The organism is Hymenobacter sediminis, assembly GCF_003231285.1.
GTDB lineage: Bacteria > Bacteroidota > Bacteroidia > Cytophagales > Hymenobacteraceae > Hymenobacter > Hymenobacter sediminis.
Genome location: NZ_QKNS01000004.1, coordinates 39,983 through 64,414, shown reverse-complemented (window position 1 = coordinate 64,414; position 24,432 = coordinate 39,983). Strand labels below are relative to the sequence as shown.

At 57.1% G+C, this 24,432-nt stretch carries 25 protein-coding genes; 9 read left to right on the top strand and 16 right to left on the bottom strand.

Translation table 11 applies throughout. From position 1 onward, the window contains the following. Window positions 1-104: 104 nt before the first annotated feature. Both DNI29_RS11860 and DNI29_RS24140 read right to left on the bottom strand, forming a co-directional pair. Window positions 105-1,172, bottom strand: a complete 1,068-nt coding sequence (locus DNI29_RS11860; protein WP_110978332.1) for an SDR family oxidoreductase — start codon at window positions 1,170-1,172, stop codon at window positions 105-107. A gap of 242 nt (window positions 1,173-1,414) precedes the next feature. Further along, a complete protein-coding gene (locus tag DNI29_RS24140) occupies window positions 1,415-1,621 on the bottom strand; it encodes a hypothetical protein (RefSeq protein ID WP_123823223.1) in 207 nt (68 codons plus the stop codon). A gap of 50 nt (window positions 1,622-1,671) precedes the next feature. On the opposite strand from DNI29_RS24140, the gene DNI29_RS11855 reads away from it, so the two are divergent. Beyond that, window positions 1,672-2,553, top strand: a complete 882-nt coding sequence (locus DNI29_RS11855; protein WP_110978331.1) for a helix-turn-helix domain-containing protein — start codon at window positions 1,672-1,674, stop codon at window positions 2,551-2,553. Between the two features lie 174 nt (window positions 2,554-2,727). Further along, the gene (locus tag DNI29_RS11850; RefSeq protein ID WP_110978330.1) at window positions 2,728-3,522 is read left to right on the top strand and encodes an SDR family oxidoreductase; all 795 of its coding nucleotides are present in this window, start codon (window positions 2,728-2,730) and stop codon (window positions 3,520-3,522) included. A 127-nt stretch (window positions 3,523-3,649) separates the two neighbouring features. Here the strand turns inward: DNI29_RS11850 and DNI29_RS11845 are convergent, their stop codons facing one another. The 10 genes from DNI29_RS11845 to DNI29_RS11800 all read right to left on the bottom strand — a co-directional run bounded on the left by DNI29_RS11845 (window position 3,650) and on the right by DNI29_RS11800 (window position 12,017). Next, entirely contained in the window at window positions 3,650-4,558 is a 909-nt protein-coding gene (locus DNI29_RS11845) for a helix-turn-helix domain-containing protein (protein ID WP_110978329.1), read from the bottom strand. Beyond that, on the bottom strand, window positions 4,555-5,529 hold the full coding sequence (locus tag DNI29_RS11840; RefSeq protein WP_110978328.1) for an NADP-dependent oxidoreductase: 975 nt from the start codon (window positions 5,527-5,529) through the stop codon (window positions 4,555-4,557). Before DNI29_RS11840 ends, DNI29_RS11845 begins: the two co-directional genes overlap by 4 nt. 138 nt (window positions 5,530-5,667) lie before the next feature. Next, complete coding sequence (locus DNI29_RS11835) at window positions 5,668-5,931, bottom strand: barstar family protein (RefSeq protein WP_110978327.1); 264 nt, start codon at window positions 5,929-5,931, stop codon at window positions 5,668-5,670. A gap of 48 nt (window positions 5,932-5,979) precedes the next feature. Further along, window positions 5,980-6,639, bottom strand: coding sequence for a hypothetical protein (locus tag DNI29_RS11830; protein WP_110978326.1), 660 nt, complete (start codon window positions 6,637-6,639; stop codon window positions 5,980-5,982). Between the two features lie 193 nt (window positions 6,640-6,832). Continuing rightward, entirely contained in the window at window positions 6,833-7,342 is a 510-nt protein-coding gene (locus DNI29_RS11825; protein ID WP_110978325.1) for a DUF695 domain-containing protein, read from the bottom strand. Between the two features lie 53 nt (window positions 7,343-7,395). Continuing rightward, window positions 7,396-9,207, bottom strand: a complete 1,812-nt coding sequence (locus DNI29_RS11820) for an ABC transporter ATP-binding protein (protein WP_110978324.1) — start codon at window positions 9,205-9,207, stop codon at window positions 7,396-7,398. 71 nt (window positions 9,208-9,278) lie between these two features. Further along, window positions 9,279-9,695, bottom strand: a complete 417-nt coding sequence (locus tag DNI29_RS11815) for a hypothetical protein (RefSeq protein ID WP_162303592.1) — start codon at window positions 9,693-9,695, stop codon at window positions 9,279-9,281. A gap of 114 nt (window positions 9,696-9,809) precedes the next feature. After that, the gene (locus tag DNI29_RS11810) at window positions 9,810-10,046 is read right to left on the bottom strand and encodes a putative quinol monooxygenase (RefSeq protein WP_202910438.1); all 237 of its coding nucleotides are present in this window, start codon (window positions 10,044-10,046) and stop codon (window positions 9,810-9,812) included. Window positions 10,047-10,074: 28 nt separating this feature from the next. Further along, window positions 10,075-11,052 (bottom strand): proline iminopeptidase-family hydrolase, encoded by a 978-nt coding sequence (locus DNI29_RS11805; RefSeq protein ID WP_110978322.1) that lies wholly within the window; start codon window positions 11,050-11,052, stop codon window positions 10,075-10,077. 167 nt (window positions 11,053-11,219) lie between these two features. After that, on the bottom strand, window positions 11,220-12,017 hold the full coding sequence (locus tag DNI29_RS11800) for an alpha/beta fold hydrolase (RefSeq protein ID WP_110978321.1): 798 nt from the start codon (window positions 12,015-12,017) through the stop codon (window positions 11,220-11,222). A 221-nt stretch (window positions 12,018-12,238) separates the two neighbouring features. Between DNI29_RS11800 and DNI29_RS11795 the strand changes: the two genes are divergently transcribed. After that, window positions 12,239-14,485, top strand: coding sequence for a xanthine dehydrogenase family protein molybdopterin-binding subunit (locus DNI29_RS11795; protein WP_110978320.1), 2,247 nt, complete (start codon window positions 12,239-12,241; stop codon window positions 14,483-14,485). Between the two features lie 117 nt (window positions 14,486-14,602). Beyond that, complete coding sequence (locus DNI29_RS11790) at window positions 14,603-16,180, top strand: M28 family metallopeptidase (RefSeq protein ID WP_110978319.1); 1,578 nt, start codon at window positions 14,603-14,605, stop codon at window positions 16,178-16,180. A gap of 219 nt (window positions 16,181-16,399) precedes the next feature. Here the strand turns inward: DNI29_RS11790 and DNI29_RS11785 are convergent, their stop codons facing one another. Both DNI29_RS11785 and DNI29_RS11780 read right to left on the bottom strand, forming a co-directional pair. Then, window positions 16,400-17,857 (bottom strand): carbohydrate-binding protein, encoded by a 1,458-nt coding sequence (locus tag DNI29_RS11785; protein WP_110978318.1) that lies wholly within the window; start codon window positions 17,855-17,857, stop codon window positions 16,400-16,402. A gap of 458 nt (window positions 17,858-18,315) precedes the next feature. After that, entirely contained in the window at window positions 18,316-19,176 is an 861-nt protein-coding gene (locus DNI29_RS11780) for a dienelactone hydrolase family protein (protein ID WP_110978317.1), read from the bottom strand. A gap of 192 nt (window positions 19,177-19,368) precedes the next feature. On the opposite strand from DNI29_RS11780, the gene DNI29_RS11775 reads away from it, so the two are divergent. The 3 genes from DNI29_RS11775 to DNI29_RS11765 all read left to right on the top strand — a co-directional run bounded on the left by DNI29_RS11775 (window position 19,369) and on the right by DNI29_RS11765 (window position 22,016). Further along, window positions 19,369-20,142 (top strand): hypothetical protein, encoded by a 774-nt coding sequence (locus DNI29_RS11775; protein ID WP_110978316.1) that lies wholly within the window; start codon window positions 19,369-19,371, stop codon window positions 20,140-20,142. An 82-nt stretch (window positions 20,143-20,224) separates the two neighbouring features. After that, entirely contained in the window at window positions 20,225-21,283 is a 1,059-nt protein-coding gene (locus DNI29_RS11770; RefSeq protein ID WP_110978315.1) for a sensor histidine kinase, read from the top strand. Next, entirely contained in the window at window positions 21,264-22,016 is a 753-nt protein-coding gene (locus tag DNI29_RS11765) for a LytR/AlgR family response regulator transcription factor (protein WP_110978314.1), read from the top strand. Before DNI29_RS11770 ends, DNI29_RS11765 begins: the two co-directional genes overlap by 20 nt. 61 nt (window positions 22,017-22,077) lie before the next feature. Here DNI29_RS11765 and DNI29_RS11760 read toward each other — a convergent pair whose 3' ends face one another. Continuing rightward, complete coding sequence (locus DNI29_RS11760; protein WP_110978313.1) at window positions 22,078-22,449, bottom strand: cupin domain-containing protein; 372 nt, start codon at window positions 22,447-22,449, stop codon at window positions 22,078-22,080. A gap of 68 nt (window positions 22,450-22,517) precedes the next feature. Next, on the bottom strand, window positions 22,518-22,763 hold the full coding sequence (locus tag DNI29_RS11755) for a Kazal-type serine protease inhibitor family protein (RefSeq protein ID WP_110978312.1): 246 nt from the start codon (window positions 22,761-22,763) through the stop codon (window positions 22,518-22,520). A 243-nt stretch (window positions 22,764-23,006) separates the two neighbouring features. Here DNI29_RS11755 and DNI29_RS25250 point away from each other — a divergent pair, with 243 nt between their 5' ends. Together DNI29_RS25250 and DNI29_RS11745 are read left to right on the top strand one after the other, a co-directional pair. Continuing rightward, a complete protein-coding gene (locus DNI29_RS25250) occupies window positions 23,007-23,441 on the top strand; it encodes a CsbD family protein (RefSeq protein ID WP_110978311.1) in 435 nt (144 codons plus the stop codon). Between the two features lie 169 nt (window positions 23,442-23,610). Continuing rightward, window positions 23,611-23,997, top strand: coding sequence for a YtxH domain-containing protein (locus DNI29_RS11745; protein WP_162303591.1), 387 nt, complete (start codon window positions 23,611-23,613; stop codon window positions 23,995-23,997). Window positions 23,998-24,432: the final 435 nt, after the last annotated feature.

Sequence of the window (24,432 nt, the reverse complement as noted above, 5' to 3'; positions counted from 1 at the left end):
TAAGTGCCATGCAATGGCCGAACGAAGCCAACAAACACAAACGCCGCTTCCAGCCGCAACTATCGTAACGGCTGAAAGCGGCGTGCTGGTAGTTAGGCAACCAACTATGGAATCAGACGGTCAGTGCGCAACTGCTCGAACAGGTCGAAGAATGACTCATCGGTGGGTTGGTACACCAGGAAGCCCAGCTTGCGGCTCTTGGCCATATCCGTCATTACCTCAATTGGCCGGCCCAGGTCCAGGTCGGTGTGCCAGGCCGAGGCCAGGCGGTGCAGGTTGGGTTCGGCCAGGTTATGGCGGGTAGCAATTTCGCGCCACAGGTCAGTATCGTTGGCCAGTTCGGCTTCCAAGGGGCGCACGGTGCCGTCGAAACCAGCCGCTTCCACCCCGAACCAGTCGGCCAGCCGGCCCCAGAGCCAGCTCCAGCGGAATACGTCGCCATTCACAATGTTAAAAGCCTGGTTGCGGGCGCCCTCGGTGGTAGCGGCCCACACTAATTGCTTGGCCAGTATGCGGGCGTCCGTCACGTCGGAGAGGCCATTCCACTGGGCTTCGGAGCCGGGAAACTGAAACTTGCGGCCAGTTTCCTTACAGATGGTAGCGTACACGGCCAGCGTAGTGCCCATGTTCATCTGGTTGCCCACAGCCTTGCCGATAACGGTGTGCGGGCGGTGCACGCTCCAGCCAAACCCGTCGCGGGCCGCGGCGGCGTACACCTCGTCTTCCTGGGCGTAGTAGAAGTTGTTGAGGGGGAGGCGCGGGTGCTCCTCGCGCACGGGGGTGAGGGGTAGCGTGCCGCTCTTGGCGTAGGCGTCGAAGGGGCCGAGGTAATGCTTCAGGCCGGTTACCAGGGCTACGTGCTGCACCGTGCCCTTCGGCGAGAGGGCGTCGAGGAGGTTGCGCACCATGCCCCCGTTCACGCGGATGTTCTCGGCCTCGGTGTCCTGGCGCAGCCAGCTGGTGATGAAAACGTGGGTAGGCTGCACGTCGGCCAGAGCGGTTGCCAAGCTGGCGGGGTCGAGCAAATCGGCGGCTACCGGGCGCAGGCCGGCCACATCGGTGCTGGGGTTGCGGGCCAGGCCGTAGGTAGTCCAGCCGTGGCGCAGCAGCTCCTGGGCTAGGTTGCTCCCAATGATGCCGCTGGCACCAACTACTAGTGCGGTTTCCTTCATGATTCGAATGTCTGGGTTTTGGGTAACGCCCCCAGTGAGCCATATGGCGGCACACCGGCACCCTAATAATGCGTAGGGTAGGCGGGCCGGGGTTGCTTGCTCGGCCGCGCGGGGCGTCACCCGTGGAAAGACACTAGAACAGCCGAAACCGAATTTTGTCTCGCCGCCGCCCTAACGTTTCGCTCCCGTATAGCACGCAATGAGCGGCGCAACCGAGGCCGCACCACCTATATGGGGTAGCGTTAGTAGTTGGACGAAGAATTACGGTAAGGTCTTTTCGACCGGCTTGCCAGCAGAAAGCGTGGCCTGTTGTTAACCGGGCAGCCAGCGAAGTACGGGTTCTTGTAGCGCGTGCGGCGGGCGGTGGTGCTACCTGCGTCTTTGGCGCGATACCCTGCTCTCGGCGGGTCGTGGGTGGCCCCGTAGATGCCCATCGAATTAGTGCTCATGGCCCTGGATCAGGCGCTGACGCTACTAGCCGTTGCTGTACTTTTACTGCATGAACCCTAGCCTCTCTCCCCTCCTCGACGTAAAGTTGAAAGGCTTTAAAGTGTACGAGAAAAACCTGCATCTACCGGGGGCACACCAGCCACGGCTTGCGGCGCAGGTATTCAGTCGGCGCGATTACTATAAGGTGCTCTTGATAGAGAGCTCGGGTCTGCTGCACTATGCCCACCAACGCCTAGAGTTGGACGGGCAGTATCTGTTTTTTGCCAATCCGCATATTCCGTACTCGCTCGAGTTGCGCACGGACCGCCTGCACGCCTACGCCTGCTTGTTTACCGAGGAGTTTGTAAAAGCCGCCGGCCGATCGGAAAGCCTGCACCAGTCGCCGCTGTTTCAAATTGGCAGTTCCCCCTTGTTTAAGCTTGCTGAGCCACAGGCCGCTTACGTACGGGGTATCTTTGCAAAGATGCTGACCGAACAAGCAGGGGACTACCCATTCAAGGCCGAGTTGATTCGCACGTATGTGCAGTTGCTCATTCACGAGGCGCTGCACCTGCAACCGGCGGATGCGGTTGTGCCGCCGAAGGACGCGGCGACCCGCCTCACATCGCGCTTTCTGGACCTGCTGGAGCGTCTGTTTCCGATTGAACTCCCGACGCAGCAACTGCCCCTTACAACGCCGCAGGACTTTGCCGACCGGCTAGCCGTGCACGTCAATCACCTCAACAAAGCGGTGAAGCAAGTGACGGGTAAGCCCACGAGTGCCCACATTGCCTGCCGCATTCTGGAGGAGGCCAAGGCGCTGCTGCGGCACACCGACTGGAGCGTGGCCAGCATTGCCGCTTGCCTCGGCTTCGAGTATCCGACCTACTTCCAGCGCTTCTTTAAGAAGCACACCGGCTCTACGCCTCTCGCCCTCCGCCGCCAAGCCTAAGCCAGGCGTGCGGGCCCCGCTGCCCCGTCGGCCCACGCCAGCTGGGTGAGGCAGGGTAGCTGTCGAGAAGGGATATGGCGTGTTTCGTATACTTTTTCGATTGATTTCAATTACCCGCCCGGTGGAGTAAGCCCAGAACTTTGCGGCTGTAATTTATTCAGCACCATAAGTCAAATGGAGAGCAACCACCAGCAGTACCCAGACCTAGCCGGGAAAACGGCGTTGGTCACGGGCGGCACCAAAGGCATAGGCAAAGCCATTGCGGACAAGTTAAGCCAGGCAGGCGCCCGGGTGATCATTACCGCCCGCCACCCTCCCGAGGAGGCCAATCCGGCCCAGCATTTCCTGCAAGCGGATATCACCCAGCCGCAACAGGTAGACCAGTTGGCCCAAACCATCAACGAAACGTATGGTGGCCTGGATATTCTGATCGACAATACGGGCGGCGTGACGGCACCCCGCGGGGGATTTAGCAGCTTAACGGACCAAGACTGGGAGCAGGAATTGCAATTCAACTTGCTGGCTACCATTCGGCTGGACCGGGCACTGTTGCCCCACATGCTGGCGAAAAAAAGTGGAGTGATTATTCATATTTCATCGATGGCTGGATTAAAACCCGTGTGGCATCACAATTTAGCGTATGCCGTGTCCAAAGCAGGACTCAATGCCTATAGCAAAGCCCTGTCGAATGAACTTGCTCCTCAGGGCGTGCGCGTGCTGACCGTCTCCCCAGGGGCGACGAACACGCCTTTGATGCAGCGACTCATTCAGAAGGCGGCGGCCACTTCCGGCTTAAGTACGGAGGAAACCTTTCAACAACTGGCGACGCAAGCGGGCGGCATCCCCATGGGGCGCATGGCGGAACCGGAGGAAGTTGCGGCACTGGTTCATTTTTTGGTTTCCCCAGCCGCCTCCTACTTGACCGGCGCCAATTATTTGATTGATGGGGGGACAGTGCCCGTAGTATAAAGTTGACTAATGGAGTCGCCCTTCCAGCTGCCCGCCGACGTGCTGGTCAATGGCCTGCAACAGCTGAGGACCTTGCCGTAATTCTTTGTCCAGTTACTAAAGCAACCTCTATATGCGCCCTAGTGTGCTACTGAAAAGAAGCTCTGAATTCCAGCGGCGAAAGGGTGGTTTTGGTCTTGAAGAGCTTGCTAAAGGACTGCAGGTGCTCAAAGCCCAGCTCGTACGCAATTTCGCTGACGGTCAGGCTGGTGGTAGACAGGCGTTCCTTAGCCTTTTCGATTAGCTGCGCGTGAATATGCTGCTGGGTGTTCAGCCCCGTCAATACGCGCAGCAGGCTGCTCAGGTACTTCGGGGAAAGATGCAGCTGCTCGGCTACGTAGCGCACAGTCGGCAAACCTTTTTCTGCCACATCCGGACTGTTGAAATACGCGCGCAACAAGTCCTCGACCCGCGCCAGTACCTGATGATTGGTTTTTTCGCGGGTGATAAACTGCCGGTGATAATACCGGTCGGCGTAATGCAATAGGCTTTCCAGCTGCGAAATGATAATGGGCTTGCTGAACCGGTCGATGTTGGCGTGATACTCGTCCTGAATGGCTAGAATGAGCGCCGTGATGCTGGCTTCTTCCTTGGCCGAGAGAAACAGGGCTTCATTCAGCGAATAATCCCAGAAGTCGTACTGCTTGATGGTTGTGGCCAGCGGCGTATTCCAGATGAAATCAGGGTGGATATACACTACCCACCCTGATTTTTCTATCTGTTCGTTTGGGTTTACTGCCGCAATGCTAAACACCTGCCGGGGCGCCATAAAGGACAAGATGCCCTCATTGAAATCAAACGGCTGCTGCCCGTAGGTGCCCTTCGCGTTCCGCATTCTTTTGACGGAAATGGTGTAAAAATCCAGCAGCAACTGCGTCGACTCCCCGTCGTGCAGGTGCCCAACCGTCCCGACATCTACTACGCTGAGCAGTGGGTGCTGGGGCTTGGGCAGCCCCCGGTAGGCGTGAAACTCGCTGATGGTTTTAAAGTGCCTCATGCCGGCTCGGCTTCTTGCTGGATTTCCAGTATCAACTTGCCGCGCACGTGCCGGGTTTCGCTTTCGCGGTGGGCTTCGGCAGCATGCTCCAGCGGATAAACCCGGCTAACGACCACCTTCACTTTGCTAGCGTCAATCAGCTCGGCCATTTCAGCTAGCCACTCCTGCCGGGGCTGGTTGTTCGATAACAGACCGGTGGCATGCTTGGCGGCCAGGGCGGCCAGCACTTCCTCGCTGAACGGGAAGTCCACGTTCACGCTGACGAAGATGCCCCCATCCTGCAAGGCGGCCACCGTGCGCAGGCGCTCCGCATTGTCGCGCAACGGCGAAGCTTCCAGCACCAGGTCCACGCCCTGAGTCAACTCTGTCACCGGCTGACTGCGGTAATCCAGCACTTCATCGGCGCCCAGTTGTCGAAGGTAGTCCAGGTTGGCGGCCGAGGCGGTACCGATGACGTAGGCACCTTTGGCTTTGGCAAACTGCACCGCCAGGCTACCCACGCCGCCCGCAGCACCCTGAACAAGGACGTGTTGCCCGGCTTGTAGCTTACCGTCGGCGAAGAGGGCCGTCCAGGCCGTGAGGCCGGCCAGCGGCACCCCGGCCGCTTCAGTGAAGCTGAGGCTCCGGGGCTTATGCGCGAATTGGCTGGCTTTGGCCGCGCAGTATTCCGCGTAGCTGCCGGCGCCGGGGAAATCAGGCTCCCCGTACACGGCGTCGCCTTTCCGGAAGTCAGTTACCGCGCTTCCCACTTCCTCTACAATTCCGGCCGCGTCCCAGCCCAGGGTCATGGGCAATTTCAGGTAGGGCCGCAGCACGTCGTTGCCGCCTTCTCGCACCACCCAGTCGGCGGGGTTGACGCCGCTGGCATACACCCTGATTAAGATTTCGTCCGCTGCGGGCACGGGCCGCGCCACGTCTTCCAGGTGCAGCACTTCTGGGCCGCCAAACGCATGGATTCTTACCGCTTTCATAACAGGCTATTTCGGTTGGTTGACGCTAGCAAAGGTCCACACCGTCCGAAACGCCGGTTTAATTGAAATGCCCTTTGTGTTAGCCGAAAGGGTAGGAATTGGTTTGTAAAAAGTGTACCAGGTAGGAAGGGCACAGAATCAGGCCAGCACGATGCGCTTGGGGGCCATTTCCACCGCATAGTCCTCCATTACCTGCCGCAGAATCTGCATGTCGCGGGGGCAGCTTTCAGCGAATTCTTGCCAGTTGATGAGCGTGAGCTGCTCCGGCATTTCAACAATGGCCACAACAGAATCCCAGAAGGCGTCCCAGCTCGGGCCGTACCAGTCTTCAAAGCCCAGCTTCTCCTTGAATAGCTGGTGAATGGCCGCTTTGCTGGTGATGCCGGTCAGGTCGAGGGTCATGGAAATGGGGGAGGTGGCGAATTAGCTTGTGTCGATTTAACAAGGTAATCAGTGCTCTACGAACTGGCTTAACCAATACTCCCTACCTGGTCCCCCGGCCCCAGTTGGGTCAATAGTAAAAAAAGCACGCACTGCTTCTGTCTGGTCCATTGCTTTGGGGCGATTCAAGAAAAAGGTGAGGCACTCCAGCATTTTGCTGAACGAGGAGAAAATAACCTCACTCAAGCCTGCCAAGTCACCCGAATAGTTTCCAGCGTCATGCTCGTACTCCCGGATGGGAAACTCATTGTTCTCTACTGGCTGGCGTGCATCAAACACCAACGGGCCAGCGTCGTTGTTGGCCTGCGCAAAAGTGTATAGCCCCTGCGTAGTCAGATCTAGATACTCGCCCGTTTTTAGCTCGGCAGCTAAATGCCTTAGGGGCTCGTTCGGCAGCGATGGAGGTAGTCTGGCGATAAAACAGTCTCCGTCGCAGAAGAAGAACGCCTTGTGCCAGTCGATGAAACTCGGTGGCAACAGCACTCCATGAGCCTTGGCCAATCTTTCGTACTCAGCATCGAGTAGCGTGCCTTCGGCCAGCTTCCACTCGAACCATCCATCCTCATTTACTGGCCCTGCCATCATGGCTGCGGACACATCTTCTGTGTACACCTCCATCATACCAGGTTGCCAATAGGCTTGAAAGAACTTAGCAGTGATGTCGTTCATAAGAAGGAGATAAGTAGGATAGTATTAGCACGAGTTTAATATAACGCAACCTGCGCTGGATTGTGAAGCAAGTTATCACCACACCCGCTAGCACAACAACTTCTGAGCGGCGCGGTGTTAGCTGAGTGCTGACAAACCTTCTCCGTTATGGGCTACCACTGCGCTAAGCTCACGCTAGGTAGGCCCAAAACGGCTATAGGCATTTGGGGGTGCCGCTGAAAAAAGGCGCCACACGTTCCCATTGAGGATCTTGTTGCATGCTGTATTCCCATCTTCTCGGCTGACGTTTTTTGGTAAGGCGTGAAAGTATTGCATCTGCTCTTTCCGGATCAGCCACGAAATAGTACAGCTCCCGATAATCCTTAACGGTAACACGCCCTACATACTGTATCACACCGGCTTGGCGTAAAGCAGAGGTGATAATATCCTCCGTATCATTCAAAACAGCAGCTTCCTCAGGTGTCGGATGACCGTTGGGATATTTATTAACAGTTATAATATTTACTGCCAGGCACCAAGGAAAAGAGGCTTTGTATGCATAGTCTTTATAGCTCAGGTTAGCAGTAATGAGCACATCATTATTGCTTTGGTCTGTGGCCTTCTGGATACACCAATTTTCTTTGGGGGTGTAATCTGCCTGCGCATAGCAGGAGAGGTTAATAAGCGTAAAGGCCGATATAATGCAAGTGCGAAACAACTTCATTGAAGTACATTAGCTAGGAAGCAGAAAGGCAGTACAATAATAACCAAGCTACCTCACGCTGCCGTATCCTCTACCTCGTCCCCGTCATCCACCAGCACCCGGGCCAGCTTCTCGATGTTGAGGCTGCGGGCTGAGGCGTCGAAGATTTCACGGTAGGTGCCGCGTAGGTCGTAGAGCTGCTCGTGGGTGCCGCTTTCGACCATGCGGCCCTGCTTCATCACGTAGATGACGTCGGAGTCGACAATCTGCGCCAGGGAGTGAGAGATGATAACTACCGTGCGGCCCTGCTTGATGGCGTCGAGGGAGTTTTTGATTTGCTCAGTGGCAATGGCGTCGAGGGAGGCGGTAGGCTCGTCGAGGAAGATGATGGGTGGGTTTTTTAGGAACAGGCGGGCAATGGCAATGCGCTGCTGCTGCCCACCCGAAAGCTGCTGGGCATCGGACTGGTACCCCCTGGGTAGCTCCATAATCTGCTCGTGCAGGTAGGCTTGTTTGGCCGCGGCCTGAATCTGCTCGAAGGTGGCGTTCATCAGTCCATAGCGGATGTTTTCCTCAATGGTGCCTTTGAAAATGTGGTTTTTCTGGAGCACTAGGCCAATCTGCTGGCGCAGGGCATGGGTATCATAGTCGGCCAGGGGCTTGCCATCGAGCAGCATTTTGCCATGGTCGGGGGCGTAAAATTTGCAGAGCAGGTTGATGATGGTGCTCTTGCCGGCCCCGCTCAGGCCCACCAGCGCGGTAGTTTTGCCCGCCTCAATGGTTAAACATACATCGTGCAGGGCTTGGGTGCCGCTTGGGTAAGTGAAGTCCACGTTGCAGATATCGAAGGTGCCCTGCAGGTCCTCAGGCTTGAGCGGGCCTGTCGGCTCGGTGGCGTTTTTCGCATCCAGAATGTCGAAGAAACCTTCAGAATAGGTGAGGGCGTCGTTCATTTCGTCGTAGATGCGGTGCAGCTGCCGGATGGGCGCCGACACGTTGTTGAACAGCAGAATGTGGAACATGATGGCTCCGATGCTGATTTGCCTATCGAGTACTAAATAGGCTGTCAGGATGATGATCAGTACTACCCCTATCTGCTCGGTGAAGGTCTTGAGGCCGTCGTAGAGGAAGTTGGTTTTGCGCGTCTGGAGCTGGGCTTCCTGCAGGTTTTGCTGTGTTTTGGCCTGCTTCTGCTCCTCGTAGTCTTCGCGCACGAAGCTTTTGATAACCACCGCCGAATCGATGAGGTTGACCAGGCCCTGGCTGCGGGCCTCGCGCAGGCCACGCAGGGCCCGGCGGGTGCCATTAAGCTTATCGGCCTGGCGGTAGCTCAGCCAGAAGTACACCGGCAGCACGGCCACAGCCACTAGCCCTACATACACGTTGGCCGTGAACATGACCACCAGGGCCACAATGGAATTAGCAAAGAGCGGCAGAATGTCAATAAAGAAGTTCTGTACCAGCTTCATCAGGCTTTCCACGCCCCGGTCGATGCGGGTCTGGAGCTTGCCGGTCTGGTTGCCATTATCGGCGTAGAAACCCAGCTGATAACCCAGCACCTTATGCACGGCATCCTGAATAAGCGTGCTGGATACGTTGATGCGGATTTTCTCGCCGTAGAACTTCTGCCCGAACTGAATAAACGTGTTGATAATTTCCTTGCCCAGCAGCAGCCCACTTACTAGCAGCAGCATGGGCATGCCAGCCGCCAGCGTAGCATTGCCGTTGAGCAGGCCCTGCACTGTGTCCACGGTGTAGCGCAGCACAAACGGGTTTACCTGGGCGGCCAATGAGCCCACCAGCGTGAGCAGCAGGGTGGCAATAACCAGCCCTCGGTAGGGCCTTACGTACGGGAAAAGGCGTTTTATAATCTCCCAAAGACTCATGCAACATAGGCTAGGTGAGCGGTAGCCGGTTAGACGAGCGTAAGGGGGTAGGGGTTATTGATGGCAGGAGCTTACCAATCAATCAACTCTGCGTAATCCTTGCCCAGATAGTCAAAAAAGTCTCTGCGCTTCTGAATTACAGCTGTAACTGGATTTAGCTCCCAAATAGCTGCTTGGCTTCCCCAAGGATCAATAAGTAACTCGATTAGATTATCTTTTAATCGTAAGTCTTGAGCCCATCGGTGCTCCGAAGATGAGAACTTAGTAAGTCCTTTTTTAGCGTGCCACAGAGAAATGTGTTCCCCAGCTATTACTGCCCATTCATTAGCAGGATCGATGCAACCACATCGTGGGTCGCCGTAAAAGTCATCCTCGAAAACATATTCGCCGTTACGTTTTCTAATCAGATAAGCATCCTCAAAGACGTGGCCTAATATGTACACATCGGTCTCATCAAGTATGTGCATGTCAGGATGATTCTTGTGCATGCTAGCTTAAAGTTTCGGAACGAAATGGACTGTGTACGGGGGCAGTCCTGCCTGACCGGCCTTACCCCACTGCCGCGTAATGGTTCATTTCCTGAGTGCTTTGGTAAAACGGCTTTACCAACTGAAAAAAAGCCTAAACTCCGGGCTCTTGCGGAAGCCGTTTAGGTGCTGCTCCACAGAGGCCCACTCAATGCGCCAGATGAATAGGGTAGGTTCTTCCTCGCAGTGAGCCAGTTGGTAGTTAAGACAGTCGGGCGCAATAGCCGGTAGCTGATTGACCTGATGAATGGCTTCCACAGAAGAGGGTTGCTGCTCAGGGTCAATGCGGTAGCGAACGTATTCGACGGTCATGGCCGGGGTAGATTTGCACTACTACAAATTACCCTTTTCGCTCTGTTTTGCGCAGAAACTTAATGAGAGCGGGAAAGTAATGCTGCGGGTCGTCCCACATGGCGTAGTGCGAGCCTTCGGGGCAGATGTACTTCTGGCAGTTCGGAATCTGCCGCTGCATATAGTCGATGTCGGCAGTGGGGATGAAGTCGTACTGGGAGCCGATAACTAGGGTAGGCGGTTTGATGGATGCCAGCCGATCAGAGAAGTCCCAGGCCAGCATGAAGGGCATAAAGTAGCCGGCGTACGTGCGCGTGATGTGGGCCTGGCTGCGGGTAAACGTGGCGGGCTCCTTAGGCAGGCGCATCATGTGCAGTTGCCGAAACTCCGTCATAACCTCCGGCGTGATGTACTGTGACAGGGCTTTGAGGCCCATAGTGTCGAGACCGGCTATGACTTTGCCCTCCTTGGCCGACCGACGCCGAATGATATCGGCGTACTGGCTGAAGCGGTGCTTGTTGAACACGGTGGCCTTGTAGCCAATATCGGAGGTAATAAGGCCTTTCAGGTGCTGTGGATATTTGGCGGCGTACTCCAAGGCCAGCATACCACCCCAGGAGTGCCCCAGCAGATAAAAGTTATCTAGCCCCAGTCCTTGGCGCACCTGCTCTACTTCCTCTATAAACCGATTAATATTCCAGACGCTTTTGTCGTCCGTTTTGTCGGAGTGGTAGGAGTTGAGCTGGTCGTAATAATAGATTTCGACGCCTTCTTTGGCTAAATATTCCGGGAAGTTCTCGAAGTACTCGTGGGTGTTGCCAGGGCCGCCGTGTAACAGCAGCAGCTTAATGTTACCCTGCCCCACCTTCTGAGTCCAGACTTTATACTTCCCATCAATGGTTATCATTTTCACGCCCGGAGCCTGTAGCTTAGCCGTGTAGCTGCTATCAGGGGCTGGCGTTTGGGCAGGGGTTAGGAAAGGCAGCAGCAGAAAGAAACCGCCAAGGAATAGGTAGCGAAACGGCATAGATTGTTGATAAAGGACTATAGAGAGCCAGCTAGTTAGCTGCCTGACTGGCTGAAGATGCACAAAGTTTGCAAGTACCAGGCGGCGCGTATAGCAAATAAAATGCAGCCTGCCAGGAGTAGGCTGCTCTATAAGAGGGTTTGCTGATTATGAAGGGGGTAGGAAGCTTAGGCTGCCATAAAATCTTCCATGGCCTGCAGGGTTTCCGTGGGGGCACTAACGTGGGGGCAATGGCCTGATACTGGCAGCGTCACGAGTGTAGAGCCAGGAATGACTGCTTGCAGGAATTCGCCTACCTCGCGCGGGGCCACATAGTCCTGGGCACACTGAATCAGCAGGCAGGGCACGCGCAGTTGAGCAATGTCTTGGCGGTTGTCAGAGAGAAACGTAACCCGGGCAAATTGCTTGGCAATAACGGGGTCGTTCTGGCAAAAGCTATGCGTGAGCTCAGCCGTTAAGGAAGGTCGGTCGGGGTTGCCCATAACAACCGAAGCAAACATATCGGCCCAGCCTACATAATCCTGCTCCATAAAGGCCAGCATGCGCACTACATCGTCGCGCTCAAAGCCGCCGTAGTAGTCAGCCTCGTTTAAATAGCACGGCGAGGGGCACAGTAACAGCAGTCGTTGGAACGTTTGCGGCTCCCGGATGGCTGCCAGCATGCCAATGGTAGCACCCACAGAGTGCCCAATCAAGATAGGTTGCTGCAGGTTGAGGGAGTGGCAGATGTCAAGCACATCTTGGGCATAGCCCTCCAGAGAAGCGTACTTTTCCAGATCATACGCTGTCGTGTCTGAGAGGCCTGCGCCCACATGGTCGAAGAGCACTAACTGGTACTGGGTAGAAAATGCCGGCAGAATGTAACGCCAGATGCTTTGGTCGCACCCGAAGCCATTCACGAAAAGCAGCGTCTGAGCGCCTTGTCCTAGTACCCGGACGTTGTTACGCTTCAGCACATTGACCATAATGGAGTATGTAAGAATAGAGAAAGGGTATTATATAAGCATAACCATAGAATAAGTCAAATAATTGTCAAAATAGGAATAAGTTATGAGTGTAAGGGGTTAGCTGCCAGCGCATTGATGTAATTCACGTGAGGTTAAGCCAGAGGCGAGGGGTAGCCTTTCCACAGCGCATCCGTAGTAAACATTGGTTTCAGACAAGCGAAGCTTGATTGGTGTACGGTATGGAAGAGCAAGCATTTATGGAAGCGGCACCCGGCACGCCGCTCAGTAGGGTAGATGGCCGGGCCAAAGTGACGGGCCAGGCCCGCTACGCCGCCGAGCACAATGTACCGGGTGTGGTACACGGCGTGTTGGTAACCAGCACTATTGCCAGGGGCCGAATTAAGAGCCTTGATACCGCGGCCGCCGAAAAAGCGCCCGGCGTGCTGGCCGTACTTACCTACCGCAACTCACCCGGCGTGCCCGCCTACCAAGACGCCAAAGCCAATAATAACCCCCGCCTGGAAGGCCAGGAGCACCGCGTATTTCACGACGACCAGATTCACTTCAGCAACCAGCCGGTAGCCCTGGCTATTGCCGACACTCTGGAGCATGCCCAGCACGCTGCCACGCTGGTGCGGGTGCAGTACGAAGCCACCACGCCCGAAACTGACCTGCTGGCTCACCGCCACCGGGGCCAGAAGCCCAAGAAAGCAGAGGACTACCAGCGCGGGCAACCGAATGCCTATCAGCAGGCGCCGGTGCGCGTGGAGCAGGAGTACCATACCGCAGTGCAGGTGCACAACCCCTTAGAGCCCCATGCCGCCATTGCCCACTGGGTTGGCCCCCGGCTTATCGTATATAACAAAACCCAGGCCCCGGCCCTGGCCAAGCAAGACCTGCGGCGCATGTTTCAGCTACCCGAGAACGGGGTGCAGGTGCACTCTCCGTATGTAGGCGGGGCTTTTGGTGGCGCCTCGCGCATCTGGCCCCAGGAGGTAGCAGCTATTCTGGGCGCGAAACTGGTGGGTAGGCCGGTGAAAGTGGCGTTGCGGCGCCAGCAGATGTTTAACCTGGTAGGCTACCGGCCTTACTCGGCCCAGCGGGTAGGGGTAGGGGCTACCCCTGATGGAAAGCTGACAGGCATCACTCATGAAGCCTTTGGGCAGACTTCCCGGCACGAGGAGTTTACGGAGCGCATCGTGGACCCCACCAAATCGGCTTACCGCTGCCCTAACCTGAACACTCGCTACCAACTGGTGCCGCTGGATGTAAGCACACCCGCCTGGACGCGCGGCCCTGGCGAGTCGAGCGGTTCCTTTGCCCTGGAGTCGGCGATGGATGAGCTGGCCTACGCCTTGCGCCTAGACCCCTTGGAGTTGCGCCGCCGGAACTTCGCCGAAACCGACCCCAAAGACGACAAGCCCTGGTCGAGTAACCAACTGCGAGCCTGCTATGAGCGTGGGGCCGAGCAATTCGGGTGGGGTAAGCGGCCCCCGCAGCCCCGTGCCACCCGGCAAGGCGAGTGGATGGTAGGGTGGGGCATGGCCATGGGTATCTATAAAGCCGAGCGGGCCAAAGCCGCTGCCCGTGCCCAATTGTTTGCCGATGGCCGCCTTGTAGTGCAAAGTGCCACCGCCGATGCCGGCCCTGGTACCTACACCATCATGACCCAGATTGCCGCCCAAACCAGCGGCGTACCGGTGCAGAATATTCGGTTTGAACTCGGCGACTCGGCCTTTCCACCCGCGCCAGGACAGTTTGGCTCCCACACGGCGGCCTCGGTAGGCTCGGCAGTGCACGCTGTGTGTACCGCCCTGCAACAGCAGCTCCTCGACCTGGCCCTGCGCACCCCCGACTGGGCCCGCCACAAGCTGAAGCTGACGGATGTAGTTGCAGAAAATGGGGTGGTCCGGCAAGCGCGGCATCCCCGGCGCCAACTTTCCTACCCCCAGATTCTGCGGGAACATAACCTGATGGGCCTTGACCTGACCCGCGAAGTAGACAAGGGGCCGGAGCAGGACCAATACTCTGGTAAATCATTCTGCGCGAACTTCGTGGAGGTGCGGGTGAATGAGGCCACCGGAGTGGTGCGCGTGAGTCGGGTCGTGTCGGCCCTGGATGTGGGCAAGGTGCTCAACCCCAAAACGGCCCGCAGCCAAGTGTATGGTTGCGTCACCTGGGGCATCGGCATGGCCCTGATGGAAGAGGCCCGCATGGACCACCGCTTCGGCCGCTTCGTGAACAACCAGCTGGCTGAATACCACATCCCCGTTAATGCCGATATGCCGGAGGTAGAAGTCATCTTCATTGATGAGCCCGACTCTCACCTCGACCCTATGGGTGCCAAGGGTATGGGCGAAATAGGTCTTATTGGGCTGACCGCCGCCATTGCTAACGCCGTGTACCATGCCACCGGCAAGCGCATCCGGGAGCTGCCCATCACGCCAGACAAAGTGTTGGCTGCCCGGCAGGAGGTTCAGGGCTAGGAGGAGGGTAGGGTTCGGGAGAAAGAAAAGACGGCCTAGGGATAGGCGGCGCAACGTTGCGACTGGTTTCGGTTCTTTATCTTCCGAAACTATCTTCTCTACAACCAACCTTCCTAAATGAACGCATTTCGACTTTTGGCGCTGGCCGGTGGCCTCGCGGTAGCCGCGCCTTCCGTAGCCCAGCAGGGTACCAAGGCTGATCAGGCCACGCTGGCTAAAATCAAGGATGAAGGCCTGAACCGCTCCAAGGTGATGGAAACGGCTTTTTACCTGACCGACGTGTGCGGCCCGCGCCTGGCCAATTCCGAGGGGCTGAACCGTGCCAACCAGTGGACCCAGAAGCAACTTACCAGCTGGGGCCTCACGAAAGCAACCATTGAGCCCTGGGGTACCTTCGGCCGCGGCTGGGATATCGACAAGTCGTACATCGCCATGACGGCGCCTTATTACCACACGCTCATCGGGGCTCCCAAGGCCTGGACGCCCAGCACCAACGGTACCCTCAAGAAGCAGGTAGTGGTAGTGAAGGCCACCACCGAGGCGGAACTGGATAAATACAAAGGCCAGCTACGCGACAAAATTGTGCTGCTCGACGTAACGGCTCCGAAAACCTCCTTCGAGGCCGACGCCAAGCGCTACACCGACGAGGAACTGCAGAAAATGGCGGCTTTCAAGCCCGAAGCTCCTGCTGCCGCTGCCAACCCGGCCAGTGCCGAAATGGAGCAGCGCATGGCCCAGCGCCGCGCTATGTTGGCGTTGCGCACCAAAATGTCAGAAATGATTCTGAGTGAAGGTGCGGCCGCTATCCTGAGCAGCCGCGGCGGCTCCGATGGTACCTTCTTCACCAGCAATGGCGCCCCCTACGCCGCCGATGCCAAACCGGTATTGCCCGAGCTGGAAATGGCCCCCGAAGATCAGCTGCGCCTGATTCGTCTGGCCGAAGCCGGCATTCCGGTGGAAATTGAGCTGGAAACCCGCACTCGCTTTCAGACCCAGGATCTGAAGGGCTACAACGTGGTAGCTGAAATTCCGGGCACCGACAAAAAGCTGAAAAGCGAAATTGTGATGCTAGGTGCCCACATCGACTCTTGGCACGCTGCTACCGGCGCCACCGACAACGCCGCTGGCTGCGCCGTGATGATGGAAGCCGTGCGCATCCTGAAGGCGGCCGGCGTGCAACCCCGCCGCACCATCCGGATTGCCTTGTGGGGCGAGGAAGAGCAGGGCCTGTTTGGCTCGCGCGGTTACGTAAAAAATCACTTCGCCGACCCTGCTACCATGAAGCTGCTGCCCGAACACGAAAAGCTGGCTGCTTACTTCAATTTAGATAACGGTGCCGGTAAAATTCGTGGCATTTATGCTCAGGGGAACGAGGCTGCGGCTCCTATTTTCCAGGAGTGGCTCAAGCCCCTCGCCGATATGGGTGCTACCACCGTTACCCTGCGCAACACCGGCGGCACCGATCACCTCTCGTTTGACGCCGTGGGCCTGCCCGGTTTTCAGTTCATTCAGGATCCGCTCGACTACGGTACCCGCACCCACCACACCAACATGGACACCTACGAGCGTCTGCCCGCCGACGACATGAAGCAGGCCTCCGTGGTAGTGGCTTCCTTCGTGTACCAGGCCGCCATGCGCGACGCCAAGCTGCCCCGCAAACCCCTACCCGCCGCCAAGCCCGAGCAGCGGATGTAGGCAGTGAGTTGCTGAATGGGTAAGTAAAGTGCCCTGGCAATGCAGGTGTCATTTTCCTAGCCCTACCCTCTGAAATAATACAAGCCCTTACCTCCGCGCCGGAAGTAAGGGCTTGTTGGTTTATCAGGGTTGTCAGAGAAAAGGGAAGTAGCCTGGCAGGGTCGGTGTGGTGCACTACGCGCCCTGCCAAGCTACTTCACTCATTCACCAAAATCACTTCTACCGCACCATCAATTTCTGGACGGAAGTACCGGCGGCGTTGGTTACCTGAATCAGGTACATGCCGCTCCGTAGTGGGAGGTCTTTCCCTACCTTCACCTCTGAGCCGAAGGCCGTGGTTTGCCATACTTGCTTGCCCTGCGCGTCCAGAATCTGCACCTGGGCCGGCGACAGTTCCTGGCTTGGGAGCTGGATAGTAAGAGGTGAGCCAGCTGAGTAAGGGTTGGGGTACACGCTCAGGCTCTTAGCTTCCTCACTACCTGCCGTGGTAGCCAAAACCGCTGCCGGGCGGGCGCTACCTGCCTTCGTAATCCGAATCCAGTTGAGGTTCCAGCCGCCGGTTTGGGCAAACACTCCAAAGTTGTAGGTGCCTGCATTCACATTCACGGTCCGGGAAACCGTCGTCCAGTTCTGCCAGCCGCCCGTGGCAGGAATAGTGGTGTTGCCCAGCTGAACGGAGCCCGCGTTCAGGTCCGACGACAGCGTGCCACCGCTGGGACTAGCTACCCGGTACTCAAGAGTGTAAGTGCCCGAAGTTGGGAAGTTGATGTTGCTGTACGCCATCCAGTCGCCGGCATCAATGTAGGCCACATTCTGGCCGCCGCCCGCATCGGAGGTGGTTTCCAGCTGCACCCCGTTCATGGAGCTGTAGCTCTCGGCCTGGATTGTCGTGCTGGAGCCCGTGGGTGGGGTAGTGGTGCCGCTTTTCTGGTAAACCCGCACGTAATCGACGTACATGGTAGCCGGTATCTTGCTTTCATCTACCGTCTGGCCCGGCCAGTTGCCGGCCACCGCCAGGTTTAGCAGCAGGAAAAAGGGGCGCTGAAACTCCTCGGTGCTGCCCGTGCCATTCGCAATGTTGATTTCGTGGTACTGCACCCCGTCTACAAACCAGCGGATGTAGGTAGGCTCCCACTCCACGGCATATACGTGGTAGTCCTGAGGAGTTGTAATGATGTTGCCGCCGTACTCGGCGTGGCCGTTGCTGTCCCAGTGCACGGTGCCGTACACCTTGTTCTCGGCGTTGATGTGCTCCATCACGTCAATTTCGCCGCAGGCCGGCCAGCTGACAGTGTTGATGTTGCTGCCCAGCATCCAGAAGGCCGGCCACAAGCCCTGGCCTAGGGGCAGCTTCATGCGGGCCTCAATTTTGCCGTACTTAAACTCCTTCAGGCCCTGGGTTTTCATGCGCGAGGAGGTGTAGGGCATGCCGCCTACGTTCTCTTTGCGAGCCGTAATCTGCAGAATGCCATTCACGACGCTGGCATTGGCGCGCTGGTAGTACTGCTTCTCGTTGTTGCCCCAGCCGCCCCCGCCGGTTTCAAATACCCAGCTGGAGCTGATGCCATTGGTGAATTCATCGGCCCATACTTGCTGATAGGTTTGGGCGTGGGAGGAAGCGGAGCCAAGCACGCATAGTGCAGCCGCTCCCAGAAGGGAGGTAAACCGGTGTTTCATTTGGTTGTGTGGGAGTTGGTGGAAAGAAGAGCAGCGGGGAGGAAATCAGCGCAGTGACTTCAGAAGGTGAGGAGCTAACAAAAGCTATTTAATACAGCTTCACTCAGCATCCTAAAGCGCGGAGCACTACCCCAAGGTATTAGGGTAAACCTGCATAATGCAAGGCTCGAAAATCAGCCCCAAACCACTCGTGTAGTCGAGCTTATACACTTACAGCACATTGCTTCCTGCCCCTTTGCTCACGCTTTATCGCGCTACCTGCCTGACAAACTCCAATCTCAGGAACGGCTAAAAAACAATCGGAAAATATCCAAATGCCAAAGTTTTCTACCATTCTTCGGCCAGCTTGCATCAGCGGCAAGGCTTTTCCTTTGGCAATACCTTTACCACAAAACAGCCCACTACATGGAGGCAGTGAGCTGTTCTGGAATGAATGTTTTGGCGAGGACCTTCAGGATTTATCCTAGCTTCTCCTTGAACAACTTGAGGGTGCGGCTCCAGGCCAGCTGGGCGGCCTCGGCGTTGTAGCGGGCGGGAGAGGAGTCGTTGTTGAAGGCGTGGTTTACGTTGGGGTACACGTACTGCTCATACTTAATGCCGGCTGCTTTCAGGGCGGCTTCGTAGGCGGGCATGCCGGCGTTTACCCGCTCATCGAGGGCGGCGTAGTGCAGCAGCAGGGCGGCTTTGATGTTGGGCACTTCCTCGGCGGGCGGTTGGGTGCCGTAGTAGGCCACGGCGGCATTCAGCTGCGGATCATGGGTAGCAAGGCTGTTGGCCATGGCACCGCCCCAGCAGAAGCCCACGCAGCCGGTTTTGCCATTGGAGTCGGGGCGCTGGCGGAGGTAGCGCAGGGCCGCCAGATAGTTATTCAGGTTTTGCTGCTTATCGAGCTTGCCGATGAGCGCGCGGCCTTCGTCCTCATTGGCCGGGGTGCCGCCAAATACCGACAGGGCATCAACACCCAAAGCCAGGTAACCAGCCTTGGCCACGCGGCGCGTTACGTCCTTGATGTGGGGCGTCAGGCCCCGGTTTTCGTGGATGACCACTACGGCGCCGCGCTTCTTTTTGCCTTTCGGGTGCACCAAGTAGCCCTTCATGGTCACGCCGGCTTCGCCGGGCCAGGTAGTCTCCTCTGTCACTAGGTCCTCATCGTCGGTGGGGATGGTGGCGGCCTGGGCGTAGCCGGGCTCCAACACGGCCAGGGCGGCTGCGGCCAGGGCCGTGCCACCGGCCAGCTTCACCAGCCGGTCCAGAAACTCCTTGCGGGTAAGCGGGGCGTGGGTGTACTCGTCGAACAGGTTGATGATGCGCTGATCCATAGCCGGTAGAGTGGGAGTGAAGGTAGAGCAGCAAGGTAAGGGTTTGATGCTTCTTGTGGGGGTAGGCGGCCCGGCACTCCCGCCAGCTTTTCCGGCATTCCGCTGCTTTTTCCGGCACTCCCGCGAATTCGCCTGTTTCCGGCCGGGGCAAGCAGCAGTTTTGGGCATCTTCTCACCTCAGTTACTACCCCCATGGATACTCGCAACCTCGCCCGCGACGTGAAGTTTCTCAAAGCCTATGCCTTGGTCACTACCATTCTGCCCCTGGTCGTGCTGCTCTGCGCCTTCGGCAAGCCCGATAAGCCGGTGCGCTTCGGCGAAATATCGGTGGAGCGTCTGAACCTGGTGGAGCGCGACGGCACCGTGAAAATGCTGATGAGCAACAAGGCGCGCTTCCCGCAGGGCGTCACCATCGACGGCAAGCACCTGGACTATAAGCGCCCGCACCCCGGCATGCTCTTCTACAACGACAAAGGAGAGGAATGCGGCGGCCTGATCTTCGGGGGCGAAAAAGACGCCAACGGCAACGTGTCGGCCGGTGGTCATTTGTCTTTCGACCGGTTTGGGCAGGACCAGGTTATTGCCTTGAACTACCAGGAGCAGGGCGGGGGCTACAAGGCCGGCCTCACATTTAGTGATGCCCCCACCGAATCCATAACGGCTCTGGAGGAGAAGTATAAAAGTGCTACCCCCGAGCAGAGGCAGCAGGCCGTGAAGGAAGGGAAGCTGGGACTGATGCGGCGCCTGTACGTGGGCACTACCGCCGGCCGGTCGTCGGCGATGATTATGGCCGACCAGCGCGGCGAAACCCGCGTGATGCTGGTCGCCAACACCGAACAGTCCACCCTCGACTTTAAGGACGCCCAAGGCCGCACCCGCCTCACCATTGGCGTCGATAAAAACAACCAGCCTGTGCTTCGCTTCCTCGATGAGCAGGGCAAAGATCTAAAAGCGGCCGGCCTGTAGAGTAGATATATACCCAGCGTTGAGGTCCGATACCTACCAGGAGGAAAGGCATCGGGCCTCACCTAGTAACTTCCCGCTTATAATGCGCAAGAAGCCCTGGTTTTACGTATTCGTGCTCGGCCTGTCGGTGCTGCTGGCCCTCTACACGCGCCTGACCATGGCCGTGCGGCCAGAAGAATTCTACTTGTTTCCCGACGCGCCGTTCTGGACGTTTCTGGAAGCCTTGCTGGTTGTGTACCTCCTCGACCGTCTGCACGCTCGCGCTACGCAACAGGGCCGAGCTAGTGGCCGGGCTGGCTACTACTTTGGTTTGCTTTGGCGCGGGGCACTGCTGTTTATCCTGCTCAAGCAGTTACTACAGGCTGCGCTAGTGCTTTCGGGCGTGGGCCAGGGCGACTACGGCAGCTGGTACGCGGTGGCGCGGGGCTTTTCTTCTGATGTGTTCCTATACCTGCTGGTGGGCAGCATTTACCTGCCCTTCCTGTACCAGCAGCACGCCGGCCAAGTGCGCCTAGAGCTGGAGCGCCTCGAAAAGGAAGCTGCCCGGGCCAAGCTGCAGGCCCTGCAGCAGCACGTCGATCCACATTTCTTATTTAACAATCTTAACATCCTAGCTGCTCTTATTGAGCCTGGCAATGAGGCCGCTCATGCCTACATAGGGCACTTGGCCGACGTGTACCGCTACCTGGTGCGCACCCGCGAACAGGAGGTAGTACCTGTAGCGGAAGAACTGACTTTTGCCCGTGGCTACTGTGAGCTGCTGCGCTGCCGGTTTGGCGCGGCCTATCAGTTTGAGGAAGAAGTACAGGCTACCCCCGAGCAGCTCCACAACTTGCTACTACCGCCTGGGGTACTGCAAGAGCTGCTCACGAATGCTGTGAAGCACAATTTGGCTAGCCGCAGCCAGCCTTTGCACATCAGCTTACGAGTTCTGCCCACTGAAATAGAGGTACGCAACGACAGGCGTCCCCGTCCGCACCCTGCCCCTGGTGCGGGCAGTGGGTTGGCGGGCCTGCAGGCCCGCGTGGCGCTGCTGGCTGCTGCGCCCGTGCGTGTAACCGCCACCGACGAATCTTTTACCGTGACGCTGCCCCTGGTAGCACCCCTACCCATACCTGCCCATGCGCATTCTGCTGATTGAGGACGAGGAGCCCGCCGCCGCTCAGTTGCGTCGGTTTGTGCAGCAGTACCATCCTGCCGCTACCATCGTGGCCGAATGCCAACAGGTGAGCGAGGCCGCCACTTATCTGCGCCAACACCCCGCCCCCGACCTGATTCTATCTGACATTGAGCTGCTCGACGGCAACGTGTTTGCGCTGTTCGGGCAAGTGTCGGTTACGAGTCCGGTCATCTTCATCACGGCCTACGATACGTTTCTGGTGCAGGCCTTTGAGCAGAACGGCATTGCCTACGTGCTCAAACCGGTACAGTACGCGCAGTTCGCGGCGGCTCTGCAGAAATTTGAGCGCCTCCGACAGTCGTTTCAGGGAGCGGCTTTGCAGCAACTAGCGGCGCACGTAGCCCCGGCCCCGCGCTACAAAACCCGGCTGGTCAGCAAGAGCCGCGCGGGACTGTACCTGCTTGAGGTAGCCGACCTAGCATATTTTCAGCTCCGCAACGGCGTCACGCACGCCGTGGACGGGCAAGGCCGGGCCTTCGTGCTCAACGAAACCCTGAGCCAGCTGGAAGCCCTGCTCGACCCTACCCAGTTTTTCCGCCTCAACCGCACCGAAATAGTGCAGCTTAGTGCCATTGAGCGCCTGGAGCCCTACTTCAACGATACGCTGGTAGTACACCTGAAAGCCCCAGCGGCAGCTACCCTTACCAGCAGCTCGCACCGCACCCCCGAGCTGCGCAAGTGGCTGCAAGGATAGCAGGCAAGTGCTTTCCTTGCAGCCACCGCGGCAGTTGAGTTGTTATTGGGGTGAAAGGCCGCTACTCTTCTTCCCGGTTCACCGTAGCCGGGCTGAACGCTGGCACGCAGACCGACCAATACTCACATTCCTGGTCAAAGGGGTTGGAGTAGCGCACCCGGGCCCCGGCCTTAATCAGCAAGGATTCGCCGGCACCGAGTTCTACTACCTCGCCGTCTATTTCAAACCGCTTGCGGCCCCGCACCACTATGGTTACCTCATCAAACTCGGGGCGCTGGTGAGGCTCGCTCCACTGCGGCGGCGCTACCATGTGCGCCACACTGTACTGGCCCGTGCCGGTGCTGGCCAAACCAATGTGCTCTTCAATCAGCTTACCATCCGTAGTCGGAACGATAAACGGGTTTTGCTGGCGGAAATAGCGCTTTTCAGACATAATGAGGAAAAACAAAGTATAGGCAAAGCCTTAGCGCAGGGCTTCGCCGGGTTGGATGGGGGTAGGGGCTAGTTGCTAGTTTTTTGGGCGCACTCGCCCTCCGTGAAGCTGGTGACACCGGCGTTACTGGCCTGGCAGGCGTTGCCGTAGGTTTTGCCGTCGCAGCCGCATACCGGCTTGTAGTCCATCGTGCACATAGCGTCTTTCTTGATTTTGCTTTCGTCGATGCAGGAAGATTGAGCCGTGGAGGCCGGGGTGCGCTGACAGGCGACCGTGGAAAGCAGAAAAGCACCGAAAACAAGGATTTTTCGCATAAGTAAAAGAGAGGTGTGTGGGGCTAAAGGTAAAGGACTGTCGTTAGACGCTATTAAATAGAGCTGACCTAATATTTTACTTAGCTAATTTTTATATTGGGGCAAAACCTCGACCACTCCACGCCGTATAGATGCCCATATCCTGTACAGTGGCCCGCTGAGTTATGATGTTGGCCTGCCTCCAACCGAGGAACGCCGGATTTGCTTTCGAACCCTATTTTTCATTTCTCTCCCCTACGAATCATGTCCTACCACGAAGAAGACAACTCGGGTAAAATTCTCCTCGCTGCATTGGCTGGTGCCGGTGCTGGTATCATTGCTGGCTTGCTGATGGCCCCCGACAAAGGCACGGCTACCCGCAGCAAGCTGGGCAGCGCCGCCACTAAATATAGCGGCCAGCTAGGCGAGCAGCTCTCGAAATACGGTGAAGACCTCGATGCCAAATTCAAAGGCTATATCGAGAAGCTCGAAGACATGGGCATCACCGGTGCTGGCTCTAAACTGAAGCTGAAAGGCAACTGGGATGAAGCCAAAGGCAAACTGAAGCAACAGTATGCTCAACTGACCGACGAAGACCTGGAGTACGCTGAAGGCCAGGGCGACGAGCTGGTTGGCCGCCTGCAAAACAAGCTGGGCAAAGCCAAGCAGGAAGTTGTAAAACTGCTGAACGAACTGTAAGCCACTCCGGCTTCCAAGTCTTGAAAGCCCGTGGTAGCTCAGCTACCACGGGCTTTCTTGTTTGGCTCCCTACCCCCGGCAGCTGGCTGAACCTGCCTAAAAACAATATTTAACCTACTCTATACTTTTCGCGTTGTACCAGTAGGCCGGTATGCCGCCGGAAGCTAGTATGCTCACCTTAAACTTGTTCCGCCTCATGCAAGACACGAAAGGCAAAGTAATTTTATCCCTGCTGGTTGGGGCTACGGCCGGAGCGGTAGCCGGGCTGCTACTGGCCCCCGAAACCGGCGATGCTACCCGGGCCAATCTCAAAAAGTCGGCCTCTAAGTGGGGCGACGAGCTAAGCAAGCTGCTCAAGCAAGGAAAAATGGGCCTAAGCTCCTTAAAAGAGGAAGAACCCGCTTCCGATCAGCTACGCACCGACCGCACCGCTGCCGACAGCCTCTTAAACTCTCTCAGCGACTCCGCCTATGAAGTATCTACCTCCAGCGACGCCGATTCGGACTACGATGGGGTAGGGGGCGACTCCCGGCACTACCCCGGTTATAAATCCTGATAATTTTTTTCGGGCAAACGTAACCTTCCCTTCGGCACCCCGTTAAAGAATATACAATCGGCTTAAAAGAAGATTGGAGATAGTACAGCAAGTAAAATTGCCGACTCGTTGAGCTTCTAACAGGATCTGGTCAAACAACCCGTTAGTAAAATCGAACGACGTCCATCGCAAGCTTCTTCTGTAAACCCATTCGGAAGGGTAAGCTAATTGTATTAAAAGGAAAGCCTCTCGCATTTATTTAGCGGGAGGCTTTCTGTTTTTTAAGCGGGTAGCACTAGCGGCTACTTTTTTCTGATTTTTTTCGCGGCCGTGTAACCTTGGTTGAGCTTCCCCGTTAAAGATATCATAACCGACTTACAAGAAGTTGGATACGCACCTGTCGTAAAATTGCCGGCTGTAGAGCTTCTACAAAGGAATGGTTAACAAACCTTGGTA